General features: G+C 56.0%; 26 protein-coding genes. 5 read left to right on the top strand and 21 right to left on the bottom strand.

Annotated elements, in window-relative coordinates; translation table 11 throughout:
* Window positions 1-18: 18 nt before the first annotated feature.
* Genes nqrE through ACQKDS_RS17460 form a run of 5 tightly spaced genes read right to left on the bottom strand, consistent with a single transcriptional unit; the run spans window position 19 to window position 4,622 of the window.
* On the bottom strand, window positions 19-615 hold the full coding sequence (gene nqrE, locus ACQKDS_RS17480; protein ID WP_399671729.1) for an NADH:ubiquinone reductase (Na(+)-transporting) subunit E: 597 nt from the start codon (window positions 613-615) through the stop codon (window positions 19-21).
* 6 nt (window positions 616-621) lie between these two features.
* Window positions 622-1,251, bottom strand: coding sequence for an NADH:ubiquinone reductase (Na(+)-transporting) subunit D (locus ACQKDS_RS17475; RefSeq protein WP_399671726.1), 630 nt, complete (start codon window positions 1,249-1,251; stop codon window positions 622-624).
* On the bottom strand, window positions 1,244-2,038 hold the full coding sequence (locus ACQKDS_RS17470; RefSeq protein WP_399671723.1) for a Na(+)-translocating NADH-quinone reductase subunit C: 795 nt from the start codon (window positions 2,036-2,038) through the stop codon (window positions 1,244-1,246). The genes ACQKDS_RS17475 and ACQKDS_RS17470 overlap by 8 nt, the downstream gene beginning before the upstream one ends.
* Window positions 2,028-3,269, bottom strand: coding sequence for an NADH:ubiquinone reductase (Na(+)-transporting) subunit B (locus ACQKDS_RS17465; protein WP_399671720.1), 1,242 nt, complete (start codon window positions 3,267-3,269; stop codon window positions 2,028-2,030). The genes ACQKDS_RS17470 and ACQKDS_RS17465 overlap by 11 nt, the downstream gene beginning before the upstream one ends.
* Window positions 3,270-3,272: 3 nt before the next feature.
* Window positions 3,273-4,622 carry a Na(+)-translocating NADH-quinone reductase subunit A gene (locus ACQKDS_RS17460; RefSeq protein WP_399671717.1) on the bottom strand — a complete coding sequence of 450 codons (1,350 nt, stop codon included), beginning with the start codon at window positions 4,620-4,622 and terminating at the stop codon, window positions 3,273-3,275.
* 499 nt (window positions 4,623-5,121) lie between these two features.
* Here ACQKDS_RS17460 and dpaA point away from each other — a divergent pair, with 499 nt between their 5' ends.
* Complete coding sequence (gene dpaA, locus ACQKDS_RS17455; RefSeq protein ID WP_399671714.1) at window positions 5,122-5,898, top strand: peptidoglycan meso-diaminopimelic acid protein amidase; 777 nt, start codon at window positions 5,122-5,124, stop codon at window positions 5,896-5,898.
* On the opposite strand, the gene ACQKDS_RS17450 is transcribed toward dpaA, so the two are convergent.
* Window positions 5,866-6,636: a class II glutamine amidotransferase gene (locus tag ACQKDS_RS17450; RefSeq protein WP_399671711.1), complete on the bottom strand. Its 771-nt coding sequence runs from the start codon at window positions 6,634-6,636 to the stop codon at window positions 5,866-5,868. The two genes, dpaA and ACQKDS_RS17450, sit on opposite strands and share 33 nt — an antisense overlap.
* Window positions 6,637-6,710: 74 nt before the next feature.
* A complete protein-coding gene (gene lpcA / locus ACQKDS_RS17445) occupies window positions 6,711-7,292 on the bottom strand; it encodes a D-sedoheptulose 7-phosphate isomerase (protein WP_399671709.1) in 582 nt (193 codons plus the stop codon).
* A 246-nt stretch (window positions 7,293-7,538) separates the two neighbouring features.
* Here lpcA and fadE point away from each other — a divergent pair, with 246 nt between their 5' ends.
* Window positions 7,539-9,995, top strand: coding sequence for an acyl-CoA dehydrogenase FadE (gene fadE, locus ACQKDS_RS17440; protein WP_399671706.1), 2,457 nt, complete (start codon window positions 7,539-7,541; stop codon window positions 9,993-9,995).
* A 231-nt stretch (window positions 9,996-10,226) separates the two neighbouring features.
* On the opposite strand, the gene mtnK is transcribed toward fadE, so the two are convergent.
* Window positions 10,227-11,426 (bottom strand): S-methyl-5-thioribose kinase, encoded by a 1,200-nt coding sequence (gene mtnK, locus ACQKDS_RS17435; protein ID WP_399672001.1) that lies wholly within the window; start codon window positions 11,424-11,426, stop codon window positions 10,227-10,229.
* A 198-nt stretch (window positions 11,427-11,624) separates the two neighbouring features.
* Here mtnK and mtnA point away from each other — a divergent pair, with 198 nt between their 5' ends.
* On the top strand, window positions 11,625-12,695 hold the full coding sequence (gene mtnA, locus ACQKDS_RS17430; RefSeq protein WP_399671703.1) for an S-methyl-5-thioribose-1-phosphate isomerase: 1,071 nt from the start codon (window positions 11,625-11,627) through the stop codon (window positions 12,693-12,695).
* On the opposite strand, the gene ACQKDS_RS17425 is transcribed toward mtnA, so the two are convergent.
* From ACQKDS_RS17425 to ACQKDS_RS17415, 3 genes are read right to left on the bottom strand one after another with little or no spacing between them, the layout of a single operon-like run.
* Window positions 12,662-13,219, bottom strand: a complete 558-nt coding sequence (locus tag ACQKDS_RS17425; RefSeq protein WP_399671700.1) for a 1,2-dihydroxy-3-keto-5-methylthiopentene dioxygenase — start codon at window positions 13,217-13,219, stop codon at window positions 12,662-12,664. The two genes, mtnA and ACQKDS_RS17425, sit on opposite strands and share 34 nt — an antisense overlap.
* On the bottom strand, window positions 13,216-13,905 hold the full coding sequence (gene mtnC, locus ACQKDS_RS17420; RefSeq protein WP_399671697.1) for an acireductone synthase: 690 nt from the start codon (window positions 13,903-13,905) through the stop codon (window positions 13,216-13,218). The genes ACQKDS_RS17425 and mtnC overlap by 4 nt, the downstream gene beginning before the upstream one ends.
* Window positions 13,902-14,516, bottom strand: a complete 615-nt coding sequence (locus tag ACQKDS_RS17415; RefSeq protein ID WP_399671694.1) for a methylthioribulose 1-phosphate dehydratase — start codon at window positions 14,514-14,516, stop codon at window positions 13,902-13,904. The genes mtnC and ACQKDS_RS17415 overlap by 4 nt, the downstream gene beginning before the upstream one ends.
* A gap of 125 nt (window positions 14,517-14,641) precedes the next feature.
* On the opposite strand from ACQKDS_RS17415, the gene ACQKDS_RS17410 reads away from it, so the two are divergent.
* Together ACQKDS_RS17410 and ACQKDS_RS17405 are read left to right on the top strand one after the other, a co-directional pair.
* The gene (locus tag ACQKDS_RS17410; RefSeq protein ID WP_399671692.1) at window positions 14,642-15,802 is read left to right on the top strand and encodes a pyridoxal phosphate-dependent aminotransferase; all 1,161 of its coding nucleotides are present in this window, start codon (window positions 14,642-14,644) and stop codon (window positions 15,800-15,802) included.
* Window positions 15,790-16,563, top strand: a complete 774-nt coding sequence (locus ACQKDS_RS17405; RefSeq protein WP_399671689.1) for an amidohydrolase — start codon at window positions 15,790-15,792, stop codon at window positions 16,561-16,563. The genes ACQKDS_RS17410 and ACQKDS_RS17405 overlap by 13 nt, the downstream gene beginning before the upstream one ends.
* 33 nt (window positions 16,564-16,596) lie before the next feature.
* Here ACQKDS_RS17405 and ACQKDS_RS17400 read toward each other — a convergent pair whose 3' ends face one another.
* From ACQKDS_RS17400 to ACQKDS_RS17355, 10 genes are all read right to left on the bottom strand, one after another.
* Window positions 16,597-17,949 carry a nucleobase:cation symporter-2 family protein gene (locus ACQKDS_RS17400; protein WP_399671686.1) on the bottom strand — a complete coding sequence of 451 codons (1,353 nt, stop codon included), beginning with the start codon at window positions 17,947-17,949 and terminating at the stop codon, window positions 16,597-16,599.
* A gap of 31 nt (window positions 17,950-17,980) precedes the next feature.
* Complete coding sequence (gene uraH / locus ACQKDS_RS17395) at window positions 17,981-18,316, bottom strand: hydroxyisourate hydrolase (protein ID WP_399671683.1); 336 nt, start codon at window positions 18,314-18,316, stop codon at window positions 17,981-17,983.
* Window positions 18,303-18,809, bottom strand: coding sequence for a 2-oxo-4-hydroxy-4-carboxy-5-ureidoimidazoline decarboxylase (gene uraD, locus ACQKDS_RS17390; protein ID WP_399671680.1), 507 nt, complete (start codon window positions 18,807-18,809; stop codon window positions 18,303-18,305). The genes uraH and uraD overlap by 14 nt, the downstream gene beginning before the upstream one ends.
* Entirely contained in the window at window positions 18,806-20,065 is a 1,260-nt protein-coding gene (gene hpxK / locus ACQKDS_RS17385; RefSeq protein WP_399671677.1) for an allantoate amidohydrolase, read from the bottom strand. Before hpxK ends, uraD begins: the two co-directional genes overlap by 4 nt.
* Window positions 20,065-21,306 carry a pyridoxal-phosphate-dependent aminotransferase family protein gene (locus ACQKDS_RS17380; RefSeq protein ID WP_399671674.1) on the bottom strand — a complete coding sequence of 414 codons (1,242 nt, stop codon included), beginning with the start codon at window positions 21,304-21,306 and terminating at the stop codon, window positions 20,065-20,067. The genes hpxK and ACQKDS_RS17380 overlap by 1 nt, the downstream gene beginning before the upstream one ends.
* Before the next feature lie 47 nt (window positions 21,307-21,353).
* A complete protein-coding gene (locus ACQKDS_RS17375) occupies window positions 21,354-22,097 on the bottom strand; it encodes an amino acid ABC transporter ATP-binding protein (RefSeq protein WP_399671671.1) in 744 nt (247 codons plus the stop codon).
* Complete coding sequence (locus ACQKDS_RS17370; protein WP_399671999.1) at window positions 22,078-22,731, bottom strand: amino acid ABC transporter permease; 654 nt, start codon at window positions 22,729-22,731, stop codon at window positions 22,078-22,080. The genes ACQKDS_RS17375 and ACQKDS_RS17370 overlap by 20 nt, the downstream gene beginning before the upstream one ends.
* A 2-nt stretch (window positions 22,732-22,733) precedes the next feature.
* The gene (locus tag ACQKDS_RS17365; RefSeq protein ID WP_399671668.1) at window positions 22,734-23,399 is read right to left on the bottom strand and encodes an amino acid ABC transporter permease; all 666 of its coding nucleotides are present in this window, start codon (window positions 23,397-23,399) and stop codon (window positions 22,734-22,736) included.
* Between the two features lie 12 nt (window positions 23,400-23,411).
* Entirely contained in the window at window positions 23,412-24,203 is a 792-nt protein-coding gene (locus ACQKDS_RS17360; RefSeq protein ID WP_399671665.1) for a transporter substrate-binding domain-containing protein, read from the bottom strand.
* A gap of 335 nt (window positions 24,204-24,538) precedes the next feature.
* Window positions 24,539-25,378, bottom strand: coding sequence for a MurR/RpiR family transcriptional regulator (locus ACQKDS_RS17355; protein WP_399671663.1), 840 nt, complete (start codon window positions 25,376-25,378; stop codon window positions 24,539-24,541).
* Window positions 25,379-25,451: the final 73 nt, after the last annotated feature.

Genomic DNA, 25,451 nt, shown 5'->3' with positions numbered 1-25,451 from the left:
GCCTTTATATCTGGGTTCTTATAACTGAACCCCGGAGAAAGACATAAAGCCCAACGCCATCAGCCCGGTGGTGATAAAGGTAATGCCTAGCCCGCGCAAACCTGCTGGCACATTGGCATACTTCAGTTTTTCGCGGATACCCGCCAGCGCAACAATCGCCAACATCCAACCGGTGCCGGAGCCAATGCCATACACGACCGATTCGGCAAAGTTGTAATCACGCTGAACCATAAAGGACACACCACCAAAGATGGCGCAGTTTACGGTGATCAACGGCAGGAAGATGCCCAGCGCGTTGTACAGGGATGGGAAGAAGCGATCGAGGATCATCTCCAAAATCTGTACCAGCGCAGCAATCACGCCGATAAAGGTAATGAAGTTAAGGAAGCTCAAATCAACGCCTTCCACCAGCGCACCATCACGCAGGATCAGGTTGTACACCAGGTTATTCACCGGCACCGCGATCCCTAACACTACGGTAACGGCAATACCCAGCCCGAAGGCGGTAGACACCTTCTTGGATACCGCTAGGAAGGTACACATCCCCAGGAAGAACGCGAGCGCCATGTTTTCAACGAAAACGGCGCGAACAAATAGGCTGATATAATGTTCCATCGGCGATTACTCCTTTTCAATCTGCGCTGGTTTCAGGGTGCGAAGCATCCAGATCAGCAGGCCGATGATAAAGAACGCGCTCGGTGCCAGCAGGAACAGGCCGTTCGGCTGATACCATCCGCCGTTCTGCAACGTTTCCAATACCGGTACACCAAACAGTTTGCCAGAGCCAAACAGTTCACGCAGGAAGCCAACCAGGACCAGGATCACCCCATATCCCAAGCCGTTACCAATACCGTCCATAAAGCTTTCGATCGGTGGAGACTTCATCGCATAGGCTTCAGCGCGCCCCATGACGATACAGTTGGTAATGATCAACCCGACGAAAACCGACAGCTGTTTGGAGATTTCGAATGCGTAGGCACGTAACACCTGATCGACCACGATAACCAACGATGCAATAATCGCCATCTGCACAATAATGCGCACACTGTTTGGAATATGGTTACGAATCAAGGAAATAAAGAAACTGGAAAACGCAGTCACCAAGGTTACTGCGATGGTCATCACCACCGCCGTTTCCAGTTTAGTGGTCACCGCTAATGCGGAGCACACACCCAACACCTGCAAGGCAATCGGGTTATTATCGAATAACGGCCCTAACAGAACCCGTTTAATCTCTTTGGAATCAGCCATTTTTCAGCGCTCCTTCACGAACTTTTTCCAGGAACGGGCCGAAACCTTGTTCGCCCAACCAGAAATCAAAAGTGTGCTGCACGCCATTGGAGGTTAACGTCGCGCCGGATAAACCATCTACCCCGTGCACATCACCGTCACGCGCGCCGCCTTTCACCACACGAATGGCCGGTTCGCCGTTATCATCAAACAGTTTCTTACCGACCCACTGCTGACGCCAGCTCGCGTTTTCGACTTCCCCGCCCAGCCCCGGAGTTTCACCCTGATCGTAGTAAGTGATGCCTTTCACCGTGTTGCCATCGCTATCAATCGCAACAAAGGCGTACATCATTGACCACAGACCGGTGCCGTAAACCGGCAGAACGATCTTGTCGACCGCCCCGGCATCATCACGTACCAAGTAGATCTCAGCGCGGTTGCTACGGCGCTTGATCCCCGCTTTATCCTGAGCGGCTGGCAGAGCAATGCTCTTAGTGCTATCGCGCAACGCAGCGGCAAGATCAAAGGCCGTGGCATCACCCGAGACAAACTCACCGCTTGCCAGATCCAACAGGCGTGGCTCAATGCGTTGGCTAAAGGTTTCTTTCACCTCTGCGCTTGGCATCTTCGGCACTAACAGCCCGGCCACATCCAAGATATTGCGCTGTTTATCCAACAGCTTTTGCTCTTGCTGCTTGGATTTCAGACCAACGGCAGCGCCTGCTACCACCACTGAACACACCAGACACAGCAACAGCACTACCAGCAGCGTTTTACCGATGCTGTCATTTTTTGCTTCATTCGCCACGGGCTTTTCTCCGCTTGATGTTAGCTTGCACCACCAGATAATCGAACAACGGTGCGAACAGGTTGGCGAACAGAATCGCCAGCATCATACCTTCCGGATAGGCCGGGTTGACCACACGGATCAACACACACATCACGCCAATCAGAATGCCGTACCACCACTTACCTTTATTCGTAAAGGAGGCGGAAACCGGATCGGTGGCCATGAAAATCATACCGAAGGCAAAACCACCCAGCACCATATGCCAGTACCACGGCATTGCGAACATCGGGTTGGTGTCGGAACCAATCGCATTAAACAGATAAGCCGACGCCATCATCCCGATCATCACGCCGGCGACAATACGCCACGACGCCACGCGGCCGAACAGAATGATCGCGCCGCCAATCAGAATCATCAGCGTAGAGACTTCACCAATCGACCCCGGAATGTTGCCGAGAAACGCATCCATCCAGCTAATTGATTGGCCGGTCGCCACGTTAGTCAGGCTATGCCCGCCGCCTGCGCTCCACTGAGCCAGCGGCGTCGCGCCGGAGAAACCATCGGCGGAAGTCCACACCAGATCGCCGGAGATTTGCGCCGGATAGGCAAAGAACAAGAAGGCACGGCCAGCCAATGCCGGGTTAAGGAAGTTACGCCCGGTGCCGCCAAAAATCTCTTTGGCAATCACCACACCGAAGGTAATACCCAGCGCGGCCTGCCACAGCGGCAGCGTCGGTGGCACAATCAGCGCAAACAGGATCGAGGTGACAAAGAAACCTTCGTTGACCTCGTGTTTACGGATGATGGCAAACAATACCTCCCAAAAACCGCCGACCAAGAAGACCACGGCATAGATCGGCACGAAGTAGGTCGCGCCCAGCACCATCTTACTGACCCACCCGGCATCCGGCGTGAGCGATGCCCCAAGCCACTGCGCCAAACTATAATGCCAGTCGCCCGCCAACACCTGTTGCAATTGCTCGCCGCTGTACAAGTGGTGCAGCGCCGGGATCGCCTGTTGGCCGACGTTGTACATCCCCCAGAACATCGCAGGGAACACCGCCATCCACACCAGGATCATCATGCGCTTTAGATCGATGGCGTCACGGACGTGTGAAGCACCGTGCGTCACCGTGCCCGGCGTATAAAATACCGTGGTGGTGGCTTCAAATAGCGGGTACCACTTTTCCAATTTGCCGCCCGGCAAGAAGTGGTGCTCGATCTTGTCAAAATAATTCTTCAGACCCATGGGTTATCCTTCCAGCTCAATCTTGGTCAGCACGTCGCGCAGCACCGGACCATATTCATACTTGCCCGGGCAAACGAAGGTGCACAACGCCAGATCTTCTTCATCCAGCTCCAGACAGCCCAGCGCCTGCGCACCGTCTGAGTCACCTGCCAGCAGGTCACGCAGCAGCGGCGTCGGCAGAATGTCCAGCGGCATCACCCGCTCATAGTTGCCAATCGGCACCATCGAACGCTCACCGCCGTTGGTGGTGGTAGAAAAGGCGAACAGTTTACGCTTCAGGAAGTGGCCTAACGTCGTGCGGGTAATGGTAAATTTATTCGGTGAAGGCAGAATCCAGCCGAGCAACTCTTTCTCGCGCCCTTCGAGTAACACAGAAACTTGCGTATGGAAACGCCCTAGGAACGCGTGTGGCCCGGCAGCGTGTACACCGCTCAACACTGACCCCGAAATGACGCGGTTTTCACCGGCTTTCAGGCGGTTTTGAGTCAGTTCATCCAGGCTGGCGCCCAACCGGGTACGCAACAGCGTGGGTTGCTCGACCTGCGGCCCTGCCAGGGCGATCACCCGCTGGGTATCCAGTTTACCGGTAGTAAACAATGTACCGATGGCGATCACATCCTGATAGCCAATATGCCAAAGGGTTTTCTTCAGGCTGGCTGGTTCAATAAAGTGGATGTGCGTCCCCACCAGCCCGGCTGGGTGTGGACCGGCGAATTCGTTATAGGTGACTTGCGCGTCGCCATTGCTGGCCAGCTTGCCCCCCGCGGCCTGACTGACGTGCACTTTGCCATCGGTCAGGCGAGTCAGCACCGTCAACCCCGCATTAAAGGCCGCTAATTGCTCGCCAATAATCACTTGCGGATCGGCAGCCAACGGCTGGGTATCCATTGCGGAGACAAAAATCGCCCGCGGCGTAGTTCCCGGACGCGGTGTTTTGCTAAACGGCCGCGTGCGCAGCGCGGTCCACAAACCACTGGCAATCAATTCACCTTCAACCGCACCGCGTTCTAACTGCGGTAAATCGGCCAGTGGGTAACTGGCAAACTCCAGTTGATCGTCACCGCCGTTTTCGATCTCAATCACCAACGACTGCAACACACGGCGCTCGCCACGGTTGATCGCCACGATCTTACCGCTGGCAGGCGCAGTGAACATCACGCCGGGGTTCTTTTTGTCTTCAAACAGCGCCTGACCTTTCTTAACGCTGTCACCTTCCTGCACCAACATGGAGGGGCGCATGCCAACATACTCTTCCCCCAGCAGTGCCACATGCTTAAGCTGCGGGCCGTCCTGAATCGCCTGAGCCGGCAGGCCGGCAATTGGCAGATCTAGCCCTTGTCTGATTTTAATCATAGGATTTACACGATGTTTTATGGTTTCACATGCCGTCGTGACCTAAAGTCAGTACCGACAACGCCAGGATTATGATGAGCTAACATAACTTCCATTTGTTAACTCTCGTGTCTGTTACACCGTACGCAACGGTGGACACGTTGTTGCGCACTTAAGCCACGAAACTTCCGTGGTTCTCGCTTATCGTTACAATTACCTCGGGCTTTAGCCGGGCGGTACACGGTAGCCGGGGATATTAACATTTCTCGCAACATTTTTCTTCATTCAGCAGTGACCTGAGTCAAGCAAACACAATTAAATATCGGTGAGGTTTTATCACTCATCGTAAAAAACTGGCGCTTAATTCACTTTTATCGATGCTTGTATTTTTTTTATACACACAGCGTATTGCTAAAATTAAACGCGCTGGTAATCTGGCGAGGTTAAAGTGCAACAAAACACGTCAGTGGCACGCGGGTGAGTTGATTTCACCGGCACATAAAATAAGCAGGAATAATTAATGAGCAGAATCGCGCTAGTGTTTGCGATGCTTTTTTCTATGCCGATGATCACGGCCTGCAGCGCGAGCGAACAGGTACCGGAAACGCCGGTGGTTAAACAGCAATTACTGGGTTCACCGGTTTATATTCAGATCTTCAAAGAAGAACGTCAGTTGGAACTGTACGCCAAAATGGGCAATGAGTTCCGGCTGGTGAATACCTTCCCTATCTGTAAATATTCTGGCGGTTTGGGGCCAAAACGTCGCGAAGGCGATCTGAAAAGCCCCGAGGGCTTCTATAGCGTCGACGTACGCCACCTTAAACCGGACAGTAAATACTATCGTGCCATTAACATTGGGTTTCCGAATGATTACGATCGGGCACAAGGCTACTCTGGCGCTTATTTAATGATCCACGGGGAATGTAAATCGATTGGTTGTTATGCCATGACCAACGACTATATGGATGAGATTTACCGTTACGTCGAAGCCGCATTTGCCTACGGCCAAAGCCGAGTCAATATCAGCATTTATCCGTTCCGCATGACCGAACAAAATATGCAACGCCATCGCTCGTCCAACTACCTCAACTTCTGGCAGCAACTCAAGCCCGGTTACGACTATTTTGTCGAAAACCGCCAGCCGCCGATGATCAATGTTGCCAATGGTCAATACGTGTTGGGTAAACCGCTGATGGCCAGTGGCCAGGCAAACAGACTGTTTGCCTCGACAAGCGAACCGGCTGAAGTAAAATCGAACCCGTTTTCAGCCGCTAAGCCGCTCACCGTAGTGAAATAAAGCAAACTCACCTGGCGCAATTTTGTGCCAGGTTTCATTGCCCGTCAGGGGCTGAGTCGCTATCACCGTCACCACATCGTTGGGCGTGGTCTGCTGCTGAAAATCAATCTCCACGTCATGATCGAGCAGCGTCGCTTTGCCAAACGGCGCCCGGCGGGTTATCCAATGCAAATGCGTTGAACAATACGCCATCACATATTGGCCGTCCGACAAAAGCATGTTGAATACCCCTTTCTGTCGCAATTGATCCGCCAACAACGCGATATAACGGAACACCGCGGGCCAGCTACTTGGAGTACGCGGATATTTCAGCGACAATTGGTGCAACAACCAGCAGAAAGCATATTCACTGTCGGTCTGACCTACCGGGCGGAAATTCCCCGTCTCAAGCCGCCGATAGCCTTTCAACTGACCGTTGTGCGCGTAGGTCCAGTTGCGCCCCCACAGCTCACGGGTGAACGGATGGGTATTTTCCAGCGCGACCTCACCGCGATTGGCCTGCCGGATATGTGACACTACCGCACAGGATTTAATCGGATATTCCTGTACCAGTCGGGCAATTGGCGAAGCAAAACTGGGTTGCGGATCTTTAAACGTGCGGCACCCCTTTCCTTCATAGAAAGTAATGCCCCATCCGTCCTTATGCGGCCCGGTGAGACCGCCACGCTGAACCAACCCGGTAAAACTAAAACAGATATCGGTTGGAACGTTCGCACTCATCCCGAGTAGTTCACACATTACTTGCCACTCCTCATACCGGGCGTGGTCTGCCACGCCCTTTCATCATGATGCCCGCGCAGCACAACCGCGCGTTATGCTTTAACCATCTCTTTTTCGATCAGTTGAATCAAGATATGAATCGCTTTGATGTGGATCTCCTGAATGCGGTCGGCGTAGCCAAAGTGCGGGACGCGAATCTCCACATCGGCGGTGCCGGCCATCTTGCCGCCGTCTTTGCCGGTCAAAGTAATCACCTTCATCCCTTTGGCGCGCGCGGCATCAATCGCCTTAATGATGTTGCCAGAGTTGCCAGAGGTTGAAATCCCCAACAGCACATCGCCTTCGCGCCCCACCGCTTCTACATAGCGGGAAAAGACGAAGTCATAGCCGAAGTCATTGCTGACGCAAGACAGATGGCTGACATCAGAAATGGCAATCGCCGGGTAGCCCGGACGATTTTCTCGATAACGGCCGGTCAGTTCTTCGGCGAAGTGCATCGCATCGCAGTGTGAACCGCCATTACCGCAGGAAATCACTTTCCCCCCGGCCTTAAACGCATCGGCCAATAGCACCGCGGCACGTTGGATAGCATCAATATTGGCATCATCACTGATAAATTTCGCCAGTGTGTCAGCCGCTTCGTTCAGTTCACTACGGATCAGGTCGTGGTACATGAGGGAGCCTCTTTTTATCATTAATCTTTCGCTTGGCAGTGTAACGGATCGTAGAAAAACCGAGAAGCACTGAGCACCAAACAGCGAGTGCGTTGAAGATGCAGTGAGATTTTTACCGTTGCTGACATCAGTTTGTGACCCAAGTTGTAATTAAAGTGTAAATGCATTGATAAAAATAGTGGTATGAACTAAAACCAATGCATACATCAAACAGGTCAGACCTCTTACAACTTCGGAGCTTCGATTATGATGGTTCTTAGTATTGTTGTTTTACTGGCACTCATCGGCGCGCTGTTTTACCACCGGGTGAACCTCACCTTAAGCAGCCTGATATTGCTGGCTTACACCGTTGCCATGGGTGCTGTTGGCCTGTGGAGTTTCTGGATGCTGTTGCCGCTGGCCATCATTCTGCTCCCGCTGAACGTGACGTCGCTGCGTCGCTCTCGGCTCTCTGCACCGGCACTGCGTGCATTCCGTAAGGTCATGCCGCCGATGTCCACCACGGAAAAAGAAGCTATCGAAGCTGGTACCACCTGGTGGGAAGGCGATCTGTTCCGTGGCACGCCAGATTGGAACAAACTGCACAATTATCCGCAGCCAACGCTGACCGAAGAAGAGCAAGCGTTCATCGATGGCCCGGTAGAAGAAGCGTGCCGCATGGCGAACGATTACCAGATCACCCATGAGCTGGCTGATTTGCCGCCGGAGCTGTGGGCCTATCTGAAAGAACACCGCTTCTTTGCGATGATTATCAAGAAAGAATACGGCGGTTTGGAATTTTCACCGTATGCACAGGCGCAGGTGCTGCAAAAGCTGGCTGGCGTATCGGGTATTCTGGCGATTACCGTGGGCGTACCTAACTCACTCGGCCCGGGGGAGTTGCTGCAACATTACGGCACCGATGAACAAAAAGATCATTACCTGCCCGGTTTAGCCCGCGGCGAGGAGATCCCTTGCTTTGCGCTGACCAGCCCGGAAGCGGGTTCCGATGCGGGCGCTATCCCGGATGTCGGCACCGTGTGCATGGGCGAATGGCAAGGCCAGCAGGTCTTGGGTATGCGCCTGACCTGGAACAAACGCTATATTACTCTGGCACCGGTAGCCACCGTGCTCGGGCTGGCATTCAAACTGTACGATCCGAACCGCCTGCTCAGCGATAACGAATCGCCGGGAATCACCTGCGCCCTGATCCCAACCAGTACGCCGGGGGTAGAGATCGGTAACCGTCACTTCCCGCTGAATATCCCGTTCCAGAACGGTCCGACGCGCGGCACCGACGTATTTGTGCCGATCGATTACATTATTGGTGGGCCAAAAATGGCCGGTCAGGGCTGGCGTATGCTGGTTGAATGTCTGTCGGTGGGCCGTGGTATTACGCTGCCGTCCAACTCAACCGGCAGCGTCAAATCGATGGCGTTGGGGATTGGGGCTTACGCCCACATCCGTCGCCAGTTCAAAATCTCCATCGGCAAAATGGAAGGTATCGAAGAGCCATTGGCACGCATCGCCGGGAATACCTACGTGATGGATGCCGCCGCGTCGCTGATCACCTACGGCCTGATGCAGGGTGAAAAGCCAGCGGTACTGTCCGCGATTGTTAAATATCACTGCACCCACCGCGGCCAGCAAGCCATTATTGACGCGATGGATATTGCCGGTGGCAAAGGCATTATGCTGGGTAAATCCAACTTCTTGGCACGGGCTTATCAAGGTGCTCCCATCGCCATCACGGTAGAAGGTGCCAACATTCTGACCCGTACCATGATGATCTTCGGTCAAGGCGCCATCCGTTGCCATCCTTATGTCTTGGAGGAAATGGGGGCCGCACAGAATAACGATCTGGTCGCCTTCGACAAGGCCTTGTTCGGCCATTTAGGCCACGTTGGTAGCAACAAGGTTCGCAGCTTCTGGCTCGGCCTGACTAACGGCCGTACCAGCAGCGCCCCGACCAAAGACGCAACCCGTCGTTACTATCAGCAATTGAACCGCCTGAGTGCTAACCTGGCATTGCTGTCTGACGTCTCTATGGGCGTGCTCGGCGGTAGCCTGAAGCGTCGTGAGCGCATCTCCGCCCGTCTGGGGGATATTCTCAGCCAAATGTATCTGGCTTCTGCAACGCTGAAACGCTATGAGGATGAAGGCCGTCAGAAAGAAGATCTGCCGCTGGTGCATTGGGGCGTGCAAGACAGCCTGCATCAAGCTGAACAAGCGCTGGACGATCTGCTGCGGAACTTCCCGAATCGTTTGATTGCTGGCGCGATGCGTCTGGTCATCTTCCCGCTCGGCCGCGCGCACACGGCACCGTCTGACCGCTTGGATCATCAGTTGGCGAAGATCCTGCAGGTTCCCTCAGCGACGCGCGATCGTCTCGGCCGTGGTCAATACCTGACGCCAAGCGAACATAACCCGGTCGGGCTGCTGGAAGCCGCATTGCTGGATGTGATCGCCGCTGAACCTATCCATGCACGTTTGAGCAAAGAGGCAGGCAAGAATCTGCCGTTCACCCGTCTGGATCGTCTGGCTGAACGCGCGCTGGAAGAAGGAAAAATCAGCGCAGACGAGGCGAAGATCCTCACGCAAGCGGAAGAAAGCCGTTTGCGCTCCATTAACGTTGAGGATTTCGAACCTGACGCGTTGGCGGCGCAAAAGCCGGAAAAGCCGCAACCGGTGGCGAAGCCTAAGCAGCACACTGAAGCCGCTTAAGCCTTCACCACGCAAAACACCAAAGGGCGATTTTCATCGCCCTTTTTCGTTGCGGAAAAAGCATGTTTTTAGGGAAAGCGGGCTGTGGGGTCGTAGTGGCGTAAGCCACCGGAGCGCCCCCCGCTACGCGAGGCCCGGGTATCTCGGGCCATCAGCCGACTTCGTCATCGCCCTTTTTCGTTGCTGTGAATATGCTCGGTTCTAGCCTTAACGCGGCCAGCATCAAAGCAATTAGCCATGCTGACGAATACGTGCCAACAGCGCGTCAATATGCGCTATCTGCGGAGCATTGACGATCAGCGCGCGTCCCAGACTCAGCGCACTGCGCTGACAGTCGGCGCGCATTTCAGCGTCATCTATCGCATCCAGATCGGCAACGTGTGCCAACCCGATGGTGCGACGGATCAATTCACTGCCGCAGTATCCCAGCGCATCAAGCCACACCTGCCGTAGAAACTGCTCGGCATAACCCGGAGCAGCCAAGGCGATGTCGCGGGTTTTCTGATGGCACAACGCCAGAAAACGATCGGCGAAAATCAGCCACAACTCACGTACATCTTGCAGACGTTGTTCACGTCCGGCGGCAGCATCCCGTGGACCAAGCAATCCCGGCAGACCACAATAATTCAACAGAAGATTGCCCAATACGGTGCCGACGTCAAAACCGATCGGGCCGTAAAAACCAAATTCCGCGTCGATCGCTTTCAGCTTACCGTCGGCAACAAACACCGAGCCACTGTGAAGATCACCGTGTAATAACGCCTCCGTTTTGCAAAGAAAATGTTGCTTCAAACCGGCCACCGCCCGTTTCAGCGCCGCATCTTCACGCAACTCACGCACCTGGGGCAACAGCGCTTCATCAAAATGATTGCGCTCATGCTCATGGTAAGGATCGGTAAAAAACAGATCTTCGGTGATTTGGCACAGCTCCGGGTTAGAGAACCGGCTGACCTGCGCCTTCTTCTGCTGAGCATCCTGATAAAAATCAGAGGTATGAAACAGCGTCTGCGCCAAATACTCCGCCAACTGGCCGGTCGCCAGCGGATAATAGCGCCCTTTCATCAGCTCATGGCGCCAAATGTCATGATCGGAAAGATCCTCCTGCACCATCACCGCCAGCTCGCTATCATAATGCAGTACCTTCACCGTATGCCGCGGGCAAAAAGCGCCATGAACCTGCAAGGTTTCGGCTTCAATACGCGCCCGATCGAGCGTTAACGGCCAAGACTCCCCCACGCAGCGAACGTACGGCAACGCCTGTTTAACAATCACCCGGCTGATGCCCTGCCGATCGCGGATCTTAAACACCAGGTTTAAATTGCCGTCGCCAATCTCTTCGGCACTGACTAACGCTTGCGGGTCGGCCACCTGCCCATATTGACGAGCATAGTCAACGGCATCGGCGGCAGTAAAGGTACGGTAAAGCAGCATCACAACCCTCTCCTCTCCCCGTAATCCTTCAAGCTGCATCACAATCGGCTGCCTTGATTTACTCGAATTATTCAGGGCTTACTGTTGATAACGGTATTTTTTAGACATTTAAGCATTTGGACGTCTATACATCCGGATGTCATGTTGGCAGAATAGCGCTACAGATGCAATAAGATCGCAACAAGGATTTAACGGATTATGCGAGCGTTTAACACCACCAGTTTGGCAGTCCGCGACAACCAACTCTGGATCCTCGATCAACAAGCCCTACCTCAAGAAACACGCTGGTTGCCCAGTAACCATGTGGAGGAACTGGTCGCGCATATTCATGCCCTGCGGGTGCGCGGTGCGCCCCTGATTGGCCTATCAGCCAGCCTGCTGTTAGCGCTGCTGGCCGAGCGCGGGCTTCCCCGAGACCAATTGGCTGAGGCACTGACCACTCTGCGCGCCGCGCGCCCCACTGCGGTTAACCTGATGAACAACCTAGATCGCATGAAACAGGCCTTGGCTGAGGCTGATTGGGTCGCGGCGATGAACGATGAAGCGCTGCGATTAGTGGATGAGGACCGCGCACTGTGCGATCGCATTGCCGATCGCGGTGCGGCGTTGGTACACGCTGGCAGCCGTTTGCTGACCCATTGCAATACCGGCGGGCTGGCAACCGCAGGGATCGGCACAGCCATCGGCGTGATACTGCGCGCTCATCAGCAAGGCAACGTGGCGCAGGTGTGGGTGGACGAAACCCGCCCGTTACTGCAAGGCGGGCGCTTAACCGCCTGGGAATTGGGCGAGCAAGGCATCCCTTATCGGTTAATCTGCGATTCGATGGCGGCAGGTTTGATGGCGCAAGGTCTGGTTGATGCGGTATGGGTCGGTGCCGATCGCATCGCCGCCAATGGCGACGTGGCCAACAAGATCGGCACCTACAATCTGGCGGTGTTAGCACATTATCACGGCATTCCGTTCTACGTCGCTGCGCCACACACCACCCACGATGCGCACTGCCCGGACGGCGCGGCCATTCCTATCGAACAGCGTGCCGCCGCCGAAGTGACCGGCGTGGCAGGCAGTTTCGGTCATTGTCAGTGGGCACCCGCTGGCGCTGCGGTGTATAACCCGGCCTTTGACGTCACGCCGGCACGGTTAATCAGCGCCTGGATACTGGACTGCGCCGTCATCACCCCTGAGCAGGTCAACAACGGCATCTTTCAGCAGCCGCTGGATAACGCTAAGACTCAGCCTGTTGAGGCACCGTCAAGCCGCGGATAGGCATCCGCAATATTGTCACCGGTAAAATGTGCAACCCATCCCGCCGGGTTATCAAATACGCGAATGGCGGTAAAATGGGGGGCCGAGCCCATATCAAACCAATGGCGAGTATGGGCGGGTACTGAAATCAGATCGTTTTTCTCACACAGGATCTGATAAACCTGCCCGTCGAGATGCAAGCAGAACAGCCCCGCTCCCTCGACAAAAAACCGCACTTCGTCTTCACCGTGCGTATGTTCCGACAAAAACTTCGCCCGCAGCGCCTCACGTTGCGCATGGTCTGGCCGCATGCTGATTACATCCCAGCTTTGATAGCCTTTTTCTGCCACCAGCCGATCGATCTCATGCTGATAAGCCGCAATCACCGCCTCCGGCGGCGGATCATCCCCCAGATCGCGATCGGCGCGCCAGCGTTCAAAGCGCACACCAATCTGCGCCAGCCGCTGTTGGATCTGCTGCGCATCACGGCTATGCCAGAGCGGCTGCTGTGGGTCACTGTCGCTAAACAAGGTCAATTCACTCATGCGTTAAACTCCGCTAACTCGATGTGATCGAAACGGTTAACCTGCGGATGCCGGCTCTGCGCATCGGCAGCATCGCGGATCAACTGGCACGTATGCCAACCGGCTGCCTGCGCCGCATCCAGCTCCTGACGACTATCTGACAGGAACAGTAATTCCGTCGGCGCGCAACCTATCTGCTCGGCAATGCGGCGATAAGAGGCGACCTCCTGCTTGGCCCCCACGCGGGTATCAAAATAGCCGCAAAAACGTGGCTGCAAGTCACCGGCGTCGCTGTAACCAAACAGCAATTTTTGTGCTTCCACGGAGCCGGACGAATAGACATACAGCGCGATCCCCTGCTGCTGCCAGAGCGCCAATTGCCCGGCCACCTCAGGATAAAGATGACCGCGGAAATCGCCACGGTGGTAGCCCGTACGCCAGATAATGCCTTGCAGCGCTTTGAGCGCGGTGGATTTGCGGTCTTCATCCATAAAGCGATACAGCACGGCGATCAACGCTGCCACATCGGCATACGGCTGGGCGATCTCTTCACGCAATGCCGCCAGCGCTGCCGCGACTTCCGCGTCTTCGGCATGCTGGCGGAGATAATCCGCCAGGCGTTCACGCGCATAGGGGAACAACACCTGATGCACAAAACGGATGTCGCTGGTGGTGCCTTCAATATCGGTAACAATGGCGCGGATCATCGGGTCTCCAATAAGCGGCGTTGTAATTCACACTGGAACAGAAACTCCAGCCCTTCAAGATGACGGCGCGCATCGGCCACCTGCGCCCCCCAACAATACAGCCCGTGACCACGCACCAAAAAGCCGTATTGCAGCGGGATGGTTTCCGCGTACGCCGCCACGCGCGCAGCCAACCGTGAAATATCCTGATCGTTGTCAAAAATGGGTACTGCCAGGCTATCAAGATGACTGTGTTGGCCGCTGAGCGATTTCTGCATTTCATACCCCTGCAACAGCAGCGCGTCGCCGTGTTCCACCCGTGACAGCACCGTGGCATTCACCGAATGGGTATGCAAAATGGCGTTAACCTGCGGATACAGCCGATAAATTAGCGTATGCAACCCGGTTTCAGCGGAGGGTTTACGCCCACTCGGCACGTGATTATTGGCGGTTTCCACCAGTAAAAAATCTTGCGCTTGCAGGCTGCCCTTATCCTTACCGGACTCACTCACCAGACAGCGCTCGCCGTCGAGACGCAGTGACATGTTACCGCCGGTCGCCGGGCACCAGCCCTTTTCACCGATCCAGTGGCAGGCCGCCAACAGCGCCTGTAGTTGTGGGTTTTCCATCATGCGTCTTCTCAGAGATAGCCATCTAAACGTCTTTATTGCCAGATAGTAACATTGTGGTGTATTGTCAGCAACATATGCATAACCGTAAATAACGCGATGAAACAAATGGGGAAACGCGAACCGCCATGACACTTTCAGCACCGATTCCCGACAGTAAACTCCCCGCCCTCGGCACCACTATTTTTAGCCAAATGAGTGCGCTGGCGTCACAGCATCAGGCGATTAATCTGTCGCAAGGCTTCCCGGATTTCGATGGGCCAGACTATCTCAAACAACGCCTGGCATGGCACGTTAGCCAAGGAGCCAACCAATATGCCCCGATGACAGGTGTTGCACCGCTGCGTGAGGCGATCGCCGATAAAACCGCCCAACGCTATGGCTGGCGGCCGGATGCCGATCATGAAGTCACGGTGACGGCGGGAGCAACGGAGGCGCTGTTCGCCGCCATTAGCGCGCTGGTACGACCGGGCGACGAAGTCATTTGTTTCGATCCGAGCTATGACAGTTACGCGCCGGCGGTGCAACTCTGCGGCGGTGTACTGAAGCGTATTACATTGCAGCCTCCGGCGTTCACCATTGACTGGCAACAATTTAGCGAGCTGCTTTCCCCGCGCACCCGGCTGGTGATCGTCAATACGCCGCACAATCCTTCCGCCAGCGTCTGGCACACCGAGGACTGGCAGCAACTGTGGCTGGCGATTGCCGAACACGAAATCTACCTGCTCAGTGATGAAGTGTATGAGCACATCTGTTTTGCCGCAGACGGCCATGCCAGCGTATTGGCACATCCACAACTGCGCCAGCGGGCGATGGCCGTCTCCTCATTTGGTAAAACCTTCCACATGACCGGGTGGAAAGTGGGCTACTGCGTCGCCCCGCCAGCACTGAGCGCCGAACTCCGCAAGGTGCACCAATATCTGACCTTCGCGGTCAACACCCCGGCGCAGTTGGCGCTGGCGGATATGTTGCGTGACCAACCGCAACATTGGCAGCAGTTACCGGCGTTTTATCGCGCCAAGCGTGACCGCTTTGTGCAAGCGTTAAGCCAGAGCCGACTAAAGATTTTACCGTGTGAAGGCACCTATTTTTTACTGGCCGATTACCGTGCCGTTTCCGATCTCGATGATGTGGCGTTCTGCCACTGGTTAACCGAACACGTCGGCGTGGCGGCGATCCCGCTGTCGGTGTTCTGCGCCGATCCTTTTCCTCATCAATTAATCCGGCTGTGCTTTGCCAAACAAGATGCCACGCTGGATAGCGCCGCGGAGCGATTATGTCGACTTTAAATCTTACCCTGTTGCAACAACCGCTGGTCTGGTGCGATGGCGAAGCCAATCTGCGGCATTTTGATCAATGTCTGGCCGCGCTAACCGGCCGCGATGTGATTGCCCTGCCAGAAATGTTCACCACCGGCTTTGCGATGGAAGCCAGTAAAAGTGCGCTGTCGGAACAACGCGTGATCGATTGGTTGCGCGGCTGGGCGGCAAAAACTAACGCGCTGATCGGCGGCAGCGTCGCTATACGAACGGCCAACGGCGCGGTGAACCGCTTTTTGATGGTCGAGCCTGGTGGGCGCGTACACGGTTATGACAAACGCCATCTGTTCCGCATGGCCGGGGAACATTTGCATTATCAGGCGGGGGACCGACGCGAGATTATTGAATGGCGCGGTTGGCGTATTTTGCCGCAAATCTGTTACGACCTGCGTTTTCCCGTCTGGTCGCGCAATCAACAAGATTATGATCTCGCGTTGTACGTCGCCAATTGGCCGGCTGCGCGCCGCCAACACTGGCAAACGTTGTTGGCGGCAAGAGCGATAGAGAATCAGGCCTACGTGGCAGGTTGCAACCGGGTGGGCGAGGATGGCAACGGCATCTGTTACAGCGGTGACAGCCTGATCCTCAGCCCACAGGGGGAACCGCTGGCCGATGCCGCACCGCATACCGCCGCGCAATTGGACGCCGCGCTGTCGCGAGACGATCTGCAACACTATCGTGCTGCCTTCCCGGCCTGGCGCGACGCCGATCGCTTCCAGTGTCACGATTAACCGGTTATGCGCGACGCCCGTGCCCCATCCGATTCAGGATACCTCCTCCTTGGTCTGGGCGAGCTCTGTGGTTTCAATCCGGTTGAACAACCGGTTTAGCAGCAGCGCCGCCAAACACGATGCGCTTATGCCGGAATGTAACAGCGTTCGTACCCAGCCAGGGAATTGATCGTAGAAGGTGGGCATGACGATCGGGATCATGCCAAAGGCAATCGCCGTCGCCACCACCACCAGATTCATATTGTCTTTGTATTCGACCTTGGCTAAGGTCCGAATGCCACTTGCCGCCACCGAACCAAACAGCACCACGCCTGCGCCGCCCAATACCGGCAGCGGGATACAGGCGACGACCGTGCCTAACACCGGCAATAGCCCTAACATCACCAATAACGCGCCGCCTGCGCTAACGACAAAACGGCTCTTCACGCCGGTGATCGCCACCAGCCCGATATTTTGCGCAAACGAACTCTGCGGGAATGAATTAAACAGCGGCGACAGCGCGCTGGACAGCATATCGGCGCGTAATCCGTTGGCAATACGTCGCGGCCCCACCGGCGAACCGACGATCTCACCCACCGCAATCAGCCCGGCGGTCGTTTCGGTCAGTAACACCAGCACAATCAGCAGCATGGAAAGTATCGCGCTCAATTCGAAGGTCGGCCAGCCAAACATCAACGGCTGCGGCAGTGCCACCCAAGCGCCATCACCAACCGCAGAAAAATCCACTTTCCCCTGCGCAGCAGCGACGATGCAGCCAATTAGCATCGCCAATAGCACCGAAAGGCGCTTTAACGCTGGCGTTCCCACTTTATTGAGTAACAGGATCACCGCTAAGGTAAACGCCGCCAGACCGATATTACCCGTCGAGCCCCAATCCGCCGCGTGGGCGTTGCCGCCCATCGCCCAGCGTACCGCCACCGGCATCAGCGACAAGCCAATCACCGTCACCACCGTGCCCGTCACCACCGGCGGGAAATAGCGAATAATGTGTGAGAAAAAAGGCGCAATCAGCAGGCCGATCAGCGAAGCGGCGATAACCGCGCCAAACACCGCCGGTAAGCCGCCGTCACCGCTGACAATCGTCACCATCGTCGCCACCCCAGCAAAAGAGACGCCCTGCACCAGTGGCAAACGTGAGCCGAACAGCGGCAGTCCTAAGGTTTGTAACAGCGTCGCCAACCCGCTGACGAACAGCGCTGCGGTCACCAACATGCCAATCTGCGGCGCACTCAACCCGGCCGCTGAACCAATGATCAACGGTGGCGCAATAATCCCACCGTACATGGTCAGAATATGCTGTAAACCGTAGGCGAATGTTTTCCCCAGCGGCAATTGCTCATCTTCCGGGCGGCACGAAGCCGCGTCCCGATGGTGCGGTAGCGTCATACATTCCTCGTCTCAGTGGATTGGCGCGGTGTTAACTGCCCCGATAGGTTGAATAGGCGTACGGTGCCACCAGCAGCGGCAAATGGTAATGCTGCGTCGCATCGCGGATGACAAAATCAACGATCGCCGTCGCATACAAGGTGTCTCGCCCGTCGGCAGCAAAGTAAGCGCCCAAATCGGCACACAGGCGATAATGCCCCGCCGTCAATCCGCCCGGCACCAGATCGTGCGCTCGGCCATCGGCATCGGTCTGGCTGTGTGCCAGTGTCTGCCATTGTTGATGCTGCTCTGACTCCAGCCACACGCGTACCTGTGCAGCCGGTTTGCCAACGGACGTATCAAGAATATGGGTACTAATCTGACTCATCGCTTAATCGCTCCTGTAATCGTAACAACGCGATCTCCCGCAACTGCTCTGCGGTTTCACGCTGTTCCTGCTGCGGAGTGTTACGCAACCGACGTTCCAACGCCTGCAAAATGGTATGCCCGTCACGGCCGGCGGCGCAGATCAGAAATACGTTGCCAAATTGGCTTTCGTAACGCCGGTTACCCTCCCGCAAGGCCTGCGCCAACGCATCATCGTCAGCATTCACGGCGGATTGTTCATCCGCCGAAAACTGCGCCTCACGCCCCTGCCCTGAGGCGCGTTCGCCAATACGCGGATGTTGCGCCAGTGCCCGCTCGATATCTTCCGCCTGCCAAACCTGCGCGGCCTGTTCGGCCGCCCGCAGTAAGCTGTCGCGATCGCGAAAAGGCCGTGCGGCCACCAACGCATGAATCCATGCGTTAATATCCGCGCAGGGACGCAGCCATTCTGCCGCCTCGGCGGCAGGCAGACGGTTAAATCGCTGCAAGTTCATCGCGTTTCTCCAATACGTTGTACCGCGTGGCTATAGGCTTGAATGGCCAGCGCCACATCCGAGGACATAACGGATTCATCAGGATGATGGCTAATACCGCGCGCGCAGCGGACAAACAGCATCCCCACCGGCCAATGGGCGGCAACGGCAATCGCGTCATGTCCGGCTCCGCTCGGCAACGCCAGACTACGCCCCTGCACCTGCATCACCGCGTCATACCAATGGCGCTGAAGATCGCTATCGCAGGCGGTGGCGTTAATGCGGTAGAACTCTTCATGCGTAAATTGCACCCCACGACGTGCCGAGATCCTCTCTGCCTGCTGCAATAACTGCGCTAACAGTACCGCCAACGGGCCATCCTGCGGGCCACGCACATCCAGCGATAGCCGCACTTGTCCGGGGATCACATTCACCGCCCCCGGCAGACTCGCGATTTGCCCCACCGTCGCCACCAAATGCGGGCCGCTGTCACGGGTAAGGTGTTCAACCGCGACCATCCACTCTGCCGCCGCCGCCAGCGCATCTTTACGCTGTGCCATCGGCACGGTGCCCGCATGTCCGGCTTCTCCGCTAAACAAGCAGTTCAACCGACGCGCACCGTTGATCGCCGTTACCACGCCAAGCGCCATATCCGCCGCTTCCAGACACGGTCCCTGTTCAATATGCAGTTCCAGATAACCGCAAAAATCCTGCGGCGCACGCTGTGCTTCGCCGATTGTCTGCGGATTCAGCCCCGCATCACGCAATGCCTGCGCCACGCTGATGCCATCAGCATCGGTGCGCGTTAGCCAATCGGCTGGCCACTGACCGGTGATCCCTTTGCTGCCCAGTAGCGCGATGCCAAATCGTGTGCCTTCTTCATCGGCAAAACCAATCACCTCCAACGCCACCGGCAGACGACGCTGTTGCGCATGTAAATGTGCGATTACCTCTAACGCCGTCAGCACGCCGAGCATGCCATCGTATCGCCCCGCGTTACGCACCGTATCCAGATGCGAGCCCAGCAGTAGCGCCGGCGCACCGGGAGTTAGCCCCTCGTAACGGCCGCAGATATTACCGACGCTGTCTTGCCAGACTTGCATACCGATGCTGCGCATCCACTCCCCCACCATCTGGTTTGCACGCAGGTGTTCGGGGGAGAGATAAACGCGCGTCAGTTGGCCGGGCGTTGCGCTGATAGCCGCCAGCGCATCGCTGCGCGCCATCACCCGCGCCGCTGCCTGTTCCGCCGCTGCGGCGGTCAAGCGCGGCGTCATCAGCAACTCCCGCGATCGTAAACGTTCCAGGCCGCCTGTAACGCCTCGCCCTGTTTGCTGGCAAACCCCAGACGATTGAGCACCGCTTCCAGGGCGGCTAGCGTTTGCAGCACGCAATCTTTACGCGCGTTATAGCCCATGGTGCCAATGCGCCAAATCTTGCCCTGTAACGGGCCAAACGAGGTGCCAATTTCGATGGCGAAATCATTCAGCATCATTTGGCGCACCTGCTCCCCCTGTACGCCCGTGGGGATCTCCACCCCCAACACGTTGCTCATGCGGTTGTCGAGATCGCCAAATGCCTGTAGGCCCATGCCCTGAATCCCCGCCAACATTGCCGCACCGTGCAGACGATGGCGGGCAATGGTGTTATCTAGCCCCTCTTCCAAGATCACCCGTGCACATTCGCGGGCGGCAAACAACATACTGGTCGCTTCAGTATGGTGGTTCAGCCGCTCTGGCCCCCAGTAGTCCATGATCATGCCGAGATCGAAATAGTTGGACGCGATCGTCTCATCCTCACCGTCGGCATGTTCCGCGGTACGAATACCTTGTTCGACGCATTGTCGACGGCGAATAAGCTCAGCAAACTGCGGGCTTAGCGTCACGGGTGCGCTGCCGGATGGGCCACCCAGGCACTTTTGCAATCCGGCAGAAACCGCATCCAGCCCCCAGGCATCGGTTTCCAACGGGTTACCCGCAAACGAGGCGGTGGCATCGGTATAAAACAGCACGCCATGACGGCGACAGATTTCGCCCAACTCCGCCAGCGGTTGCAACATGGTGGTCGAGGTGTCGCCCTGCACCGTCAACAACAAGCGCGGCCGCACTTTTTTGATCGCGTCTTCAATCTGGTCAGCGCTAAACACCTCTCCCCACGGCGCTTCGATGGTGTGCACCTCTGCATGGCAGCGGCGGGCAATTTCACACAGTAAATGACCGAAGCGGCCAAACACCGGCACCAGCACTTTATCCCCGGGACGAATCGCCGAAACCAGTACCGCCTCAATACCGGCGCGTGAAGTGCCATCCACCAGCAGAGTCCAACGGTTTTCCGTGCGGAATAAAGCGCGGTATAGCACCATCACCTGATTCATATAATCGGTCATCGCCGGATCGTACTGACCAATCAACTGGCTCGACATGGCCCGCAACACCCGCGGGTCGGCGTTGATCGGCCCCGGCCCCATCAGCAGACGATGCGGGGGATTGATTTGTTTGAAGTGAGTGAGTTCTGTCATGTTAATCCCTTGCCAACTTAATAAGTTATTATGCTAACACCGCGCGTTCAGGCTTCAGATAGACCACGAACGGATGCAATAAACTGTTTTAATTCTTGGGTTTGCGGGTTGGCGAACAGCGTTCGGCTGTCCCCCTGCTCCCAGACGGTGCCTTGATGCATGAACACCACCCGATCGCCCACCTCACGGGCGAAGTTCATCTCGTGTGTCACCAAGATGAGCGTCATGCCCTCTTTGGCTAACTGCTCCAGCACTTTCAGCACCTCCCCCACCAATTCAGGATCGAGCGCCGAGGTGATTTCATCGCACAGCAGTACCTTGGGTTGCATCGCCAAGGCACGGGCGATCGCCACCCGCTGTTGTTGCCCACCGGACAGGCTAGCCGGTGCATAGTGCATACGTTCCGCTAACCCAACCTTGTTCAGCATCTCTTCCGCCAGCGTGCGGCACGCGGCCGGGCTTTTCTTCAATACGCGGCGCGGTGCCAGCATGACGTTTTCCAGCGCGGTCATATGCGGGAACAGATTGAAACTTTGGAATACCATGCCGATCGAGCGGCTGATTTCACGCGCCTGCGAATCACGATCGGTGATAGTCATACCGCCGAGTTTGATGCTGCCATCTTGATAGCCTTCCAGCCCGTTGATGCAGCGCAGCAGGGTGCTTTTGCCCGAGCCGCTGCGGCCAATGATCGAAATGACCTCGCCCATATCGATGTCCAAATCCACGCCTTTCAGCACATGATTCTGACCGTAATATTTTTGAACCTGATTAATGGTGATCAGCGGCATGGAATTTTTTCTCCAGATAATGGCTGTAACGCGACAGCGGATAACACATCAGGAAGTAGCCCAACGCAACCAGACCAAAGACCTTAAACGGTTGATAGGTGACGTTATTCAGCATGGTGCCCGCTTTGGTCAGTTCGACGAAACCAATGATCGAGGCCAGCGCGGTGCCTTTAATCACCTGTACCGAAAACCCTACGGTGGGCGCAATGGCGATGCGTACCGCCTGCGGCACAATCACCCGTAACATCGTCTGGCCGAAACCCAGCCCGAGGCATCGTGCCGCCTCCCACTGGCCTTTTGGCAACGCCGCGATACTGCCCGACCAAATGTCCACCAGAAAAGCGCTGGTAAACAGGGTTAACGCCAGCGCCGCCGCACTCCATGGGCTGACGTCAATGCCCAACAGCGCCAAACCGAAGAACGCCAAAAACAGTTGCATCAGCAGCGGTGTGCCCTGAAACAGTTCGGCATAAGCGCGCACCATGCGCGTCGCCCAGCGGCGTTGACTCAGCCGTAATAGCAGTAACGGCAGTGTGACCAGCGTGCCACCCAAAAATGCGGTCAGTGACAACAGCAGTGTCCAACGTGCCGCCAGTAGCAAATTGCGCACAATGTCCCAATCGGTGAAGGTCATCATCAGCCTTGGCTCCCGAGAAAGCACCGTCCGGCAGCCAGCAGCAACTGCCGCATCAATACCGACAACAGCAGATAACACAGCGTCGTCACCAAATAGACTTCAAAACTGAGGAAGGTACGCGACTGAATCAGATTAGCGGCGAAGGTCAGTTCTTCGAACGCTACCTGCGATACCACCGACGAGCCCAGCATCACGATAATGCACTGGCTGACCAGCGCCGGATAAATCCGTTGCAACGACGGCGGCAGCACAATGCGCAGAAAAGTCTGGCTACGGGTGAACCCCAATACCCGCCCCGCTTCCCACTGGCCTTTCGGCGTGACCTGAATACCGGCACGGATGATCTCCGTGCTGTACGCCGCCAAATTGATCACCATCGCCAGCAACGCCGCCTGTCCAGCGGTTAATGTCCAGCCCAGGCTCGGCAGACCAAACACGATGAAGAACAGCTGCACCACGAACGGCGTATTGCGCACCAATTCGACATACGCGCCCCATACCCGGCTCAACAAACACGGCTGGCCGGTGCGAATCGCCGCGCCGACGATGCCCAACGCTACTCCCATCAACGTCGTCAGCGTCGTCAACTCAATGGTGGTCCAGAGCCCCGCTAACAGTTCGGGCAGAAACGGCCACAGGGCGGGAAAGTTCAGCTGATAGATCATCGGCCACTCCCGTTATGCGTCAAAGTTGGCGGGCAACGGTGCCTTAAGCCACTTTTCCGACAGCGCATTTAGCGTCTGGTCGTGCCATGCCTGTTCGATCAGTTCATCCACCTTGGCTTTCAGCGCGGGTTCACCCAAGCGTAAGCCGACGTAGCACGGCGAATCTTTCAGCATAAATTGGGCTACCGGCGCATTGGTTGGATTCTGGCGAGCGATGGCACTCACCACCAGATTGCCGGTAGCGACGAACTGCACTTGCCCGGATAAATAGGCCGACAGCGTAGTGTTGTTATCTTCATAACGTTTGATTTGTGCCCCCGCCGGCGCAGAATCACTCAGCACCATGTCTTCGACGGCTCCGCGCGTCACACCGATAGTTTTACCGTCTAACGCGGCGGTATCTGGCAGTTGTGCGTCTTTCGCGCCAAACACCCCTAAGAAGAACGGCGCATAGGCGCGGCTGAAAGCGATGGCTTTTTCACGCTCGGGGTTTTTACCCAGGCTGGAGATCACCAGATCGACCTTATTGGTTTGCAAATACGGCACCCGATTGGCGCTGGTTACCGGCACCAATTGCAACTTAAGTTTCATCTTATCAGCCAGATACTGCGCCATATCGATGTCATAACCCTGCGGTTGCAAATCGGTGCCAACCGAACCAAACGGCGGAAAATCTTGTGGCACGGCGACCCGCAGTACGCCCCGCTGCTGTATATCTTGCAGTTGATCCGCCTGTACGGCGCTCGTCTGCGCCAGCAAAATGATGGCGCCCAGTGCGGTGACCCAAATTCTTTTGATGCTCATAGCCTATCCCCGATGGTGAAATGATGAAACAAAAGATTCTTTAATTTAATCACTGCAACCAATGTGCCAAGTCAGAGCCCACGAGAAAATTGCTAAAAACCACCAGCCACCATAGGTAATATCGCCACATTAACCACCGATTTATGGCCAGAAACAAGATTGTTGCCAGAGAAAAAAACGCACCACCATTGTGCGAAAGCACCAAAATAGCGCTGCGGATAGGCTAGGTGATGCGTTGGCAGCGAAGCCGTTCAAGGCAAGATGAGCGAGCGAGGAGATCGGTCACTGGGCGCAGCATGCTACGCCCTCATCGGGGGAGAAAAGAAGGTGATAAATCAACGTTGTTCCAGCTCATCCAAATCGGCGTACAGCTCAGCAATCTGATGAATTCGCTGGCGGCCTTGCGCCAGCATGTTATGCAACAACGCGTTGCTCAACAGGTTTGCCAAACTCATGGCACTGGCATAGTTATCAAAGGCGGATACGCTGTCCAACGGCGTTGCCAAATGCCAGTTAGCCAACGGCAGCAACGCCTGCGCCTGCGGTTCGCAGACCAATACGGTCGCTACCCGTTGGATCTGCAACTGCGTCAACACCGCCCGCAGTTGGCGTGGCCGACGACGAAACGCCACCACAATCGCCACATCGTGCTCGCATAAATCCGCCAGCTCTTCTGCCAGCGTTTGCCCCGGCTGCGGGATTAATTGCACATTGTCACGCACCTGCAACAGTTGCTGGCGTAGGTGCATCGCGACGGGATAGCTGTTACGCCACCCCATCAGCACCACACGTTTGGCCGCTTGGAGCGCACCGACGATCTCCGCAAATTGCTGCGCATCAAGCTGGTTAACCCACGCGGTCAGGTTGGCCATTTCTTGTTTGTAATGGCGTGCCAGCAGCGTGTTGCCCTGCACGGCATCGCGATTATCGGTGAGCGGCATTCCACTTTGTCGTAGGGTGCGCAGCTCATCACGCATAGCGCGGTAGCTGGGATAACCCAGCCGTTTGAATAATCGGCTAACGGTCGCTTTCGATACGCCGCTCAGCCTTGCAAGCTCGGCGCTGTTATAACTGATCAAATCGTCAAAATGATCGAAGATAAAATCTGCCACGCGCTGCTCCTGCGGTGCCAATTGCGGATATTCGCTGCGCAAGCGCTCATCAATCTGTTTCATCGTGGTCCAACCCTCATCACGCTGTAACTTTTGTTTCAGCGAAGCCTAGCATATTTCAGCCGGATAAATCTGG

The sequence above is a fragment of the Serratia sp. NPDC078593 genome (assembly GCF_050268245.1).
In the GTDB taxonomy this organism is placed as follows: domain Bacteria; phylum Pseudomonadota; class Gammaproteobacteria; order Enterobacterales; family Enterobacteriaceae; genus JBNNGK01.
This window is presented reverse-complemented; position numbering and strand designations above follow the sequence as displayed.

Excerpts from the sequence above, each read along its gene's own strand:
- nqrE (WP_399671729.1), bottom strand. The coding sequence starts at position 615 with ATGGAACATTATATCAGCCTATTTGTTCGCGCCGTTTTCGTTGAAAAC.
- ACQKDS_RS17475 (WP_399671726.1), bottom strand. The coding sequence starts at position 1,251 with ATGGCTGATTCCAAAGAGATTAAACGGGTTCTGTTAGGGCCGTTATTC.
- ACQKDS_RS17465 (WP_399671720.1), bottom strand. The coding sequence starts at position 3,269 with ATGGGTCTGAAGAATTATTTTGACAAGATCGAGCACCACTTCTTGCCG.
- ACQKDS_RS17460 (WP_399671717.1), bottom strand. The coding sequence starts at position 4,622 with ATGATTAAAATCAGACAAGGGCTAGATCTGCCAATTGCCGGCCTGCCG.
- dpaA (WP_399671714.1), top strand. The coding sequence starts at position 5,122 with ATGAGCAGAATCGCGCTAGTGTTTGCGATGCTTTTTTCTATGCCGATG.
- ACQKDS_RS17450 (WP_399671711.1), bottom strand. The coding sequence starts at position 6,636 with ATGTGTGAACTACTCGGGATGAGTGCGAACGTTCCAACCGATATCTGT.
- lpcA (WP_399671709.1), bottom strand. The coding sequence starts at position 7,292 with ATGTACCACGACCTGATCCGTAGTGAACTGAACGAAGCGGCTGACACA.
- fadE (WP_399671706.1), top strand. The coding sequence starts at position 7,539 with ATGATGGTTCTTAGTATTGTTGTTTTACTGGCACTCATCGGCGCGCTG.
- mtnK (WP_399672001.1), bottom strand. The coding sequence starts at position 11,426 with ATGCTGCTTTACCGTACCTTTACTGCCGCCGATGCCGTTGACTATGCT.
- mtnA (WP_399671703.1), top strand. The coding sequence starts at position 11,625 with ATGCGAGCGTTTAACACCACCAGTTTGGCAGTCCGCGACAACCAACTC.
- ACQKDS_RS17425 (WP_399671700.1), bottom strand. The coding sequence starts at position 13,219 with ATGAGTGAATTGACCTTGTTTAGCGACAGTGACCCACAGCAGCCGCTC.
- mtnC (WP_399671697.1), bottom strand. The coding sequence starts at position 13,905 with ATGATCCGCGCCATTGTTACCGATATTGAAGGCACCACCAGCGACATC.
- ACQKDS_RS17415 (WP_399671694.1), bottom strand. The coding sequence starts at position 14,516 with ATGATGGAAAACCCACAACTACAGGCGCTGTTGGCGGCCTGCCACTGG.
- ACQKDS_RS17410 (WP_399671692.1), top strand. The coding sequence starts at position 14,642 with ATGACACTTTCAGCACCGATTCCCGACAGTAAACTCCCCGCCCTCGGC.
- ACQKDS_RS17405 (WP_399671689.1), top strand. The coding sequence starts at position 15,790 with ATGTCGACTTTAAATCTTACCCTGTTGCAACAACCGCTGGTCTGGTGC.
- ACQKDS_RS17400 (WP_399671686.1), bottom strand. The coding sequence starts at position 17,949 with ATGACGCTACCGCACCATCGGGACGCGGCTTCGTGCCGCCCGGAAGAT.
- uraH (WP_399671683.1), bottom strand. The coding sequence starts at position 18,316 with ATGAGTCAGATTAGTACCCATATTCTTGATACGTCCGTTGGCAAACCG.
- uraD (WP_399671680.1), bottom strand. The coding sequence starts at position 18,809 with ATGAACTTGCAGCGATTTAACCGTCTGCCTGCCGCCGAGGCGGCAGAA.
- hpxK (WP_399671677.1), bottom strand. The coding sequence starts at position 20,065 with ATGACGCCGCGCTTGACCGCCGCAGCGGCGGAACAGGCAGCGGCGCGG.
- ACQKDS_RS17380 (WP_399671674.1), bottom strand. The coding sequence starts at position 21,306 with ATGACAGAACTCACTCACTTCAAACAAATCAATCCCCCGCATCGTCTG.
- ACQKDS_RS17375 (WP_399671671.1), bottom strand. The coding sequence starts at position 22,097 with ATGCCGCTGATCACCATTAATCAGGTTCAAAAATATTACGGTCAGAAT.
- ACQKDS_RS17370 (WP_399671999.1), bottom strand. The coding sequence starts at position 22,731 with ATGACCTTCACCGATTGGGACATTGTGCGCAATTTGCTACTGGCGGCA.
- ACQKDS_RS17365 (WP_399671668.1), bottom strand. The coding sequence starts at position 23,399 with ATGATCTATCAGCTGAACTTTCCCGCCCTGTGGCCGTTTCTGCCCGAA.
- ACQKDS_RS17360 (WP_399671665.1), bottom strand. The coding sequence starts at position 24,203 with ATGAGCATCAAAAGAATTTGGGTCACCGCACTGGGCGCCATCATTTTG.
- ACQKDS_RS17355 (WP_399671663.1), bottom strand. The coding sequence starts at position 25,378 with ATGAAACAGATTGATGAGCGCTTGCGCAGCGAATATCCGCAATTGGCA.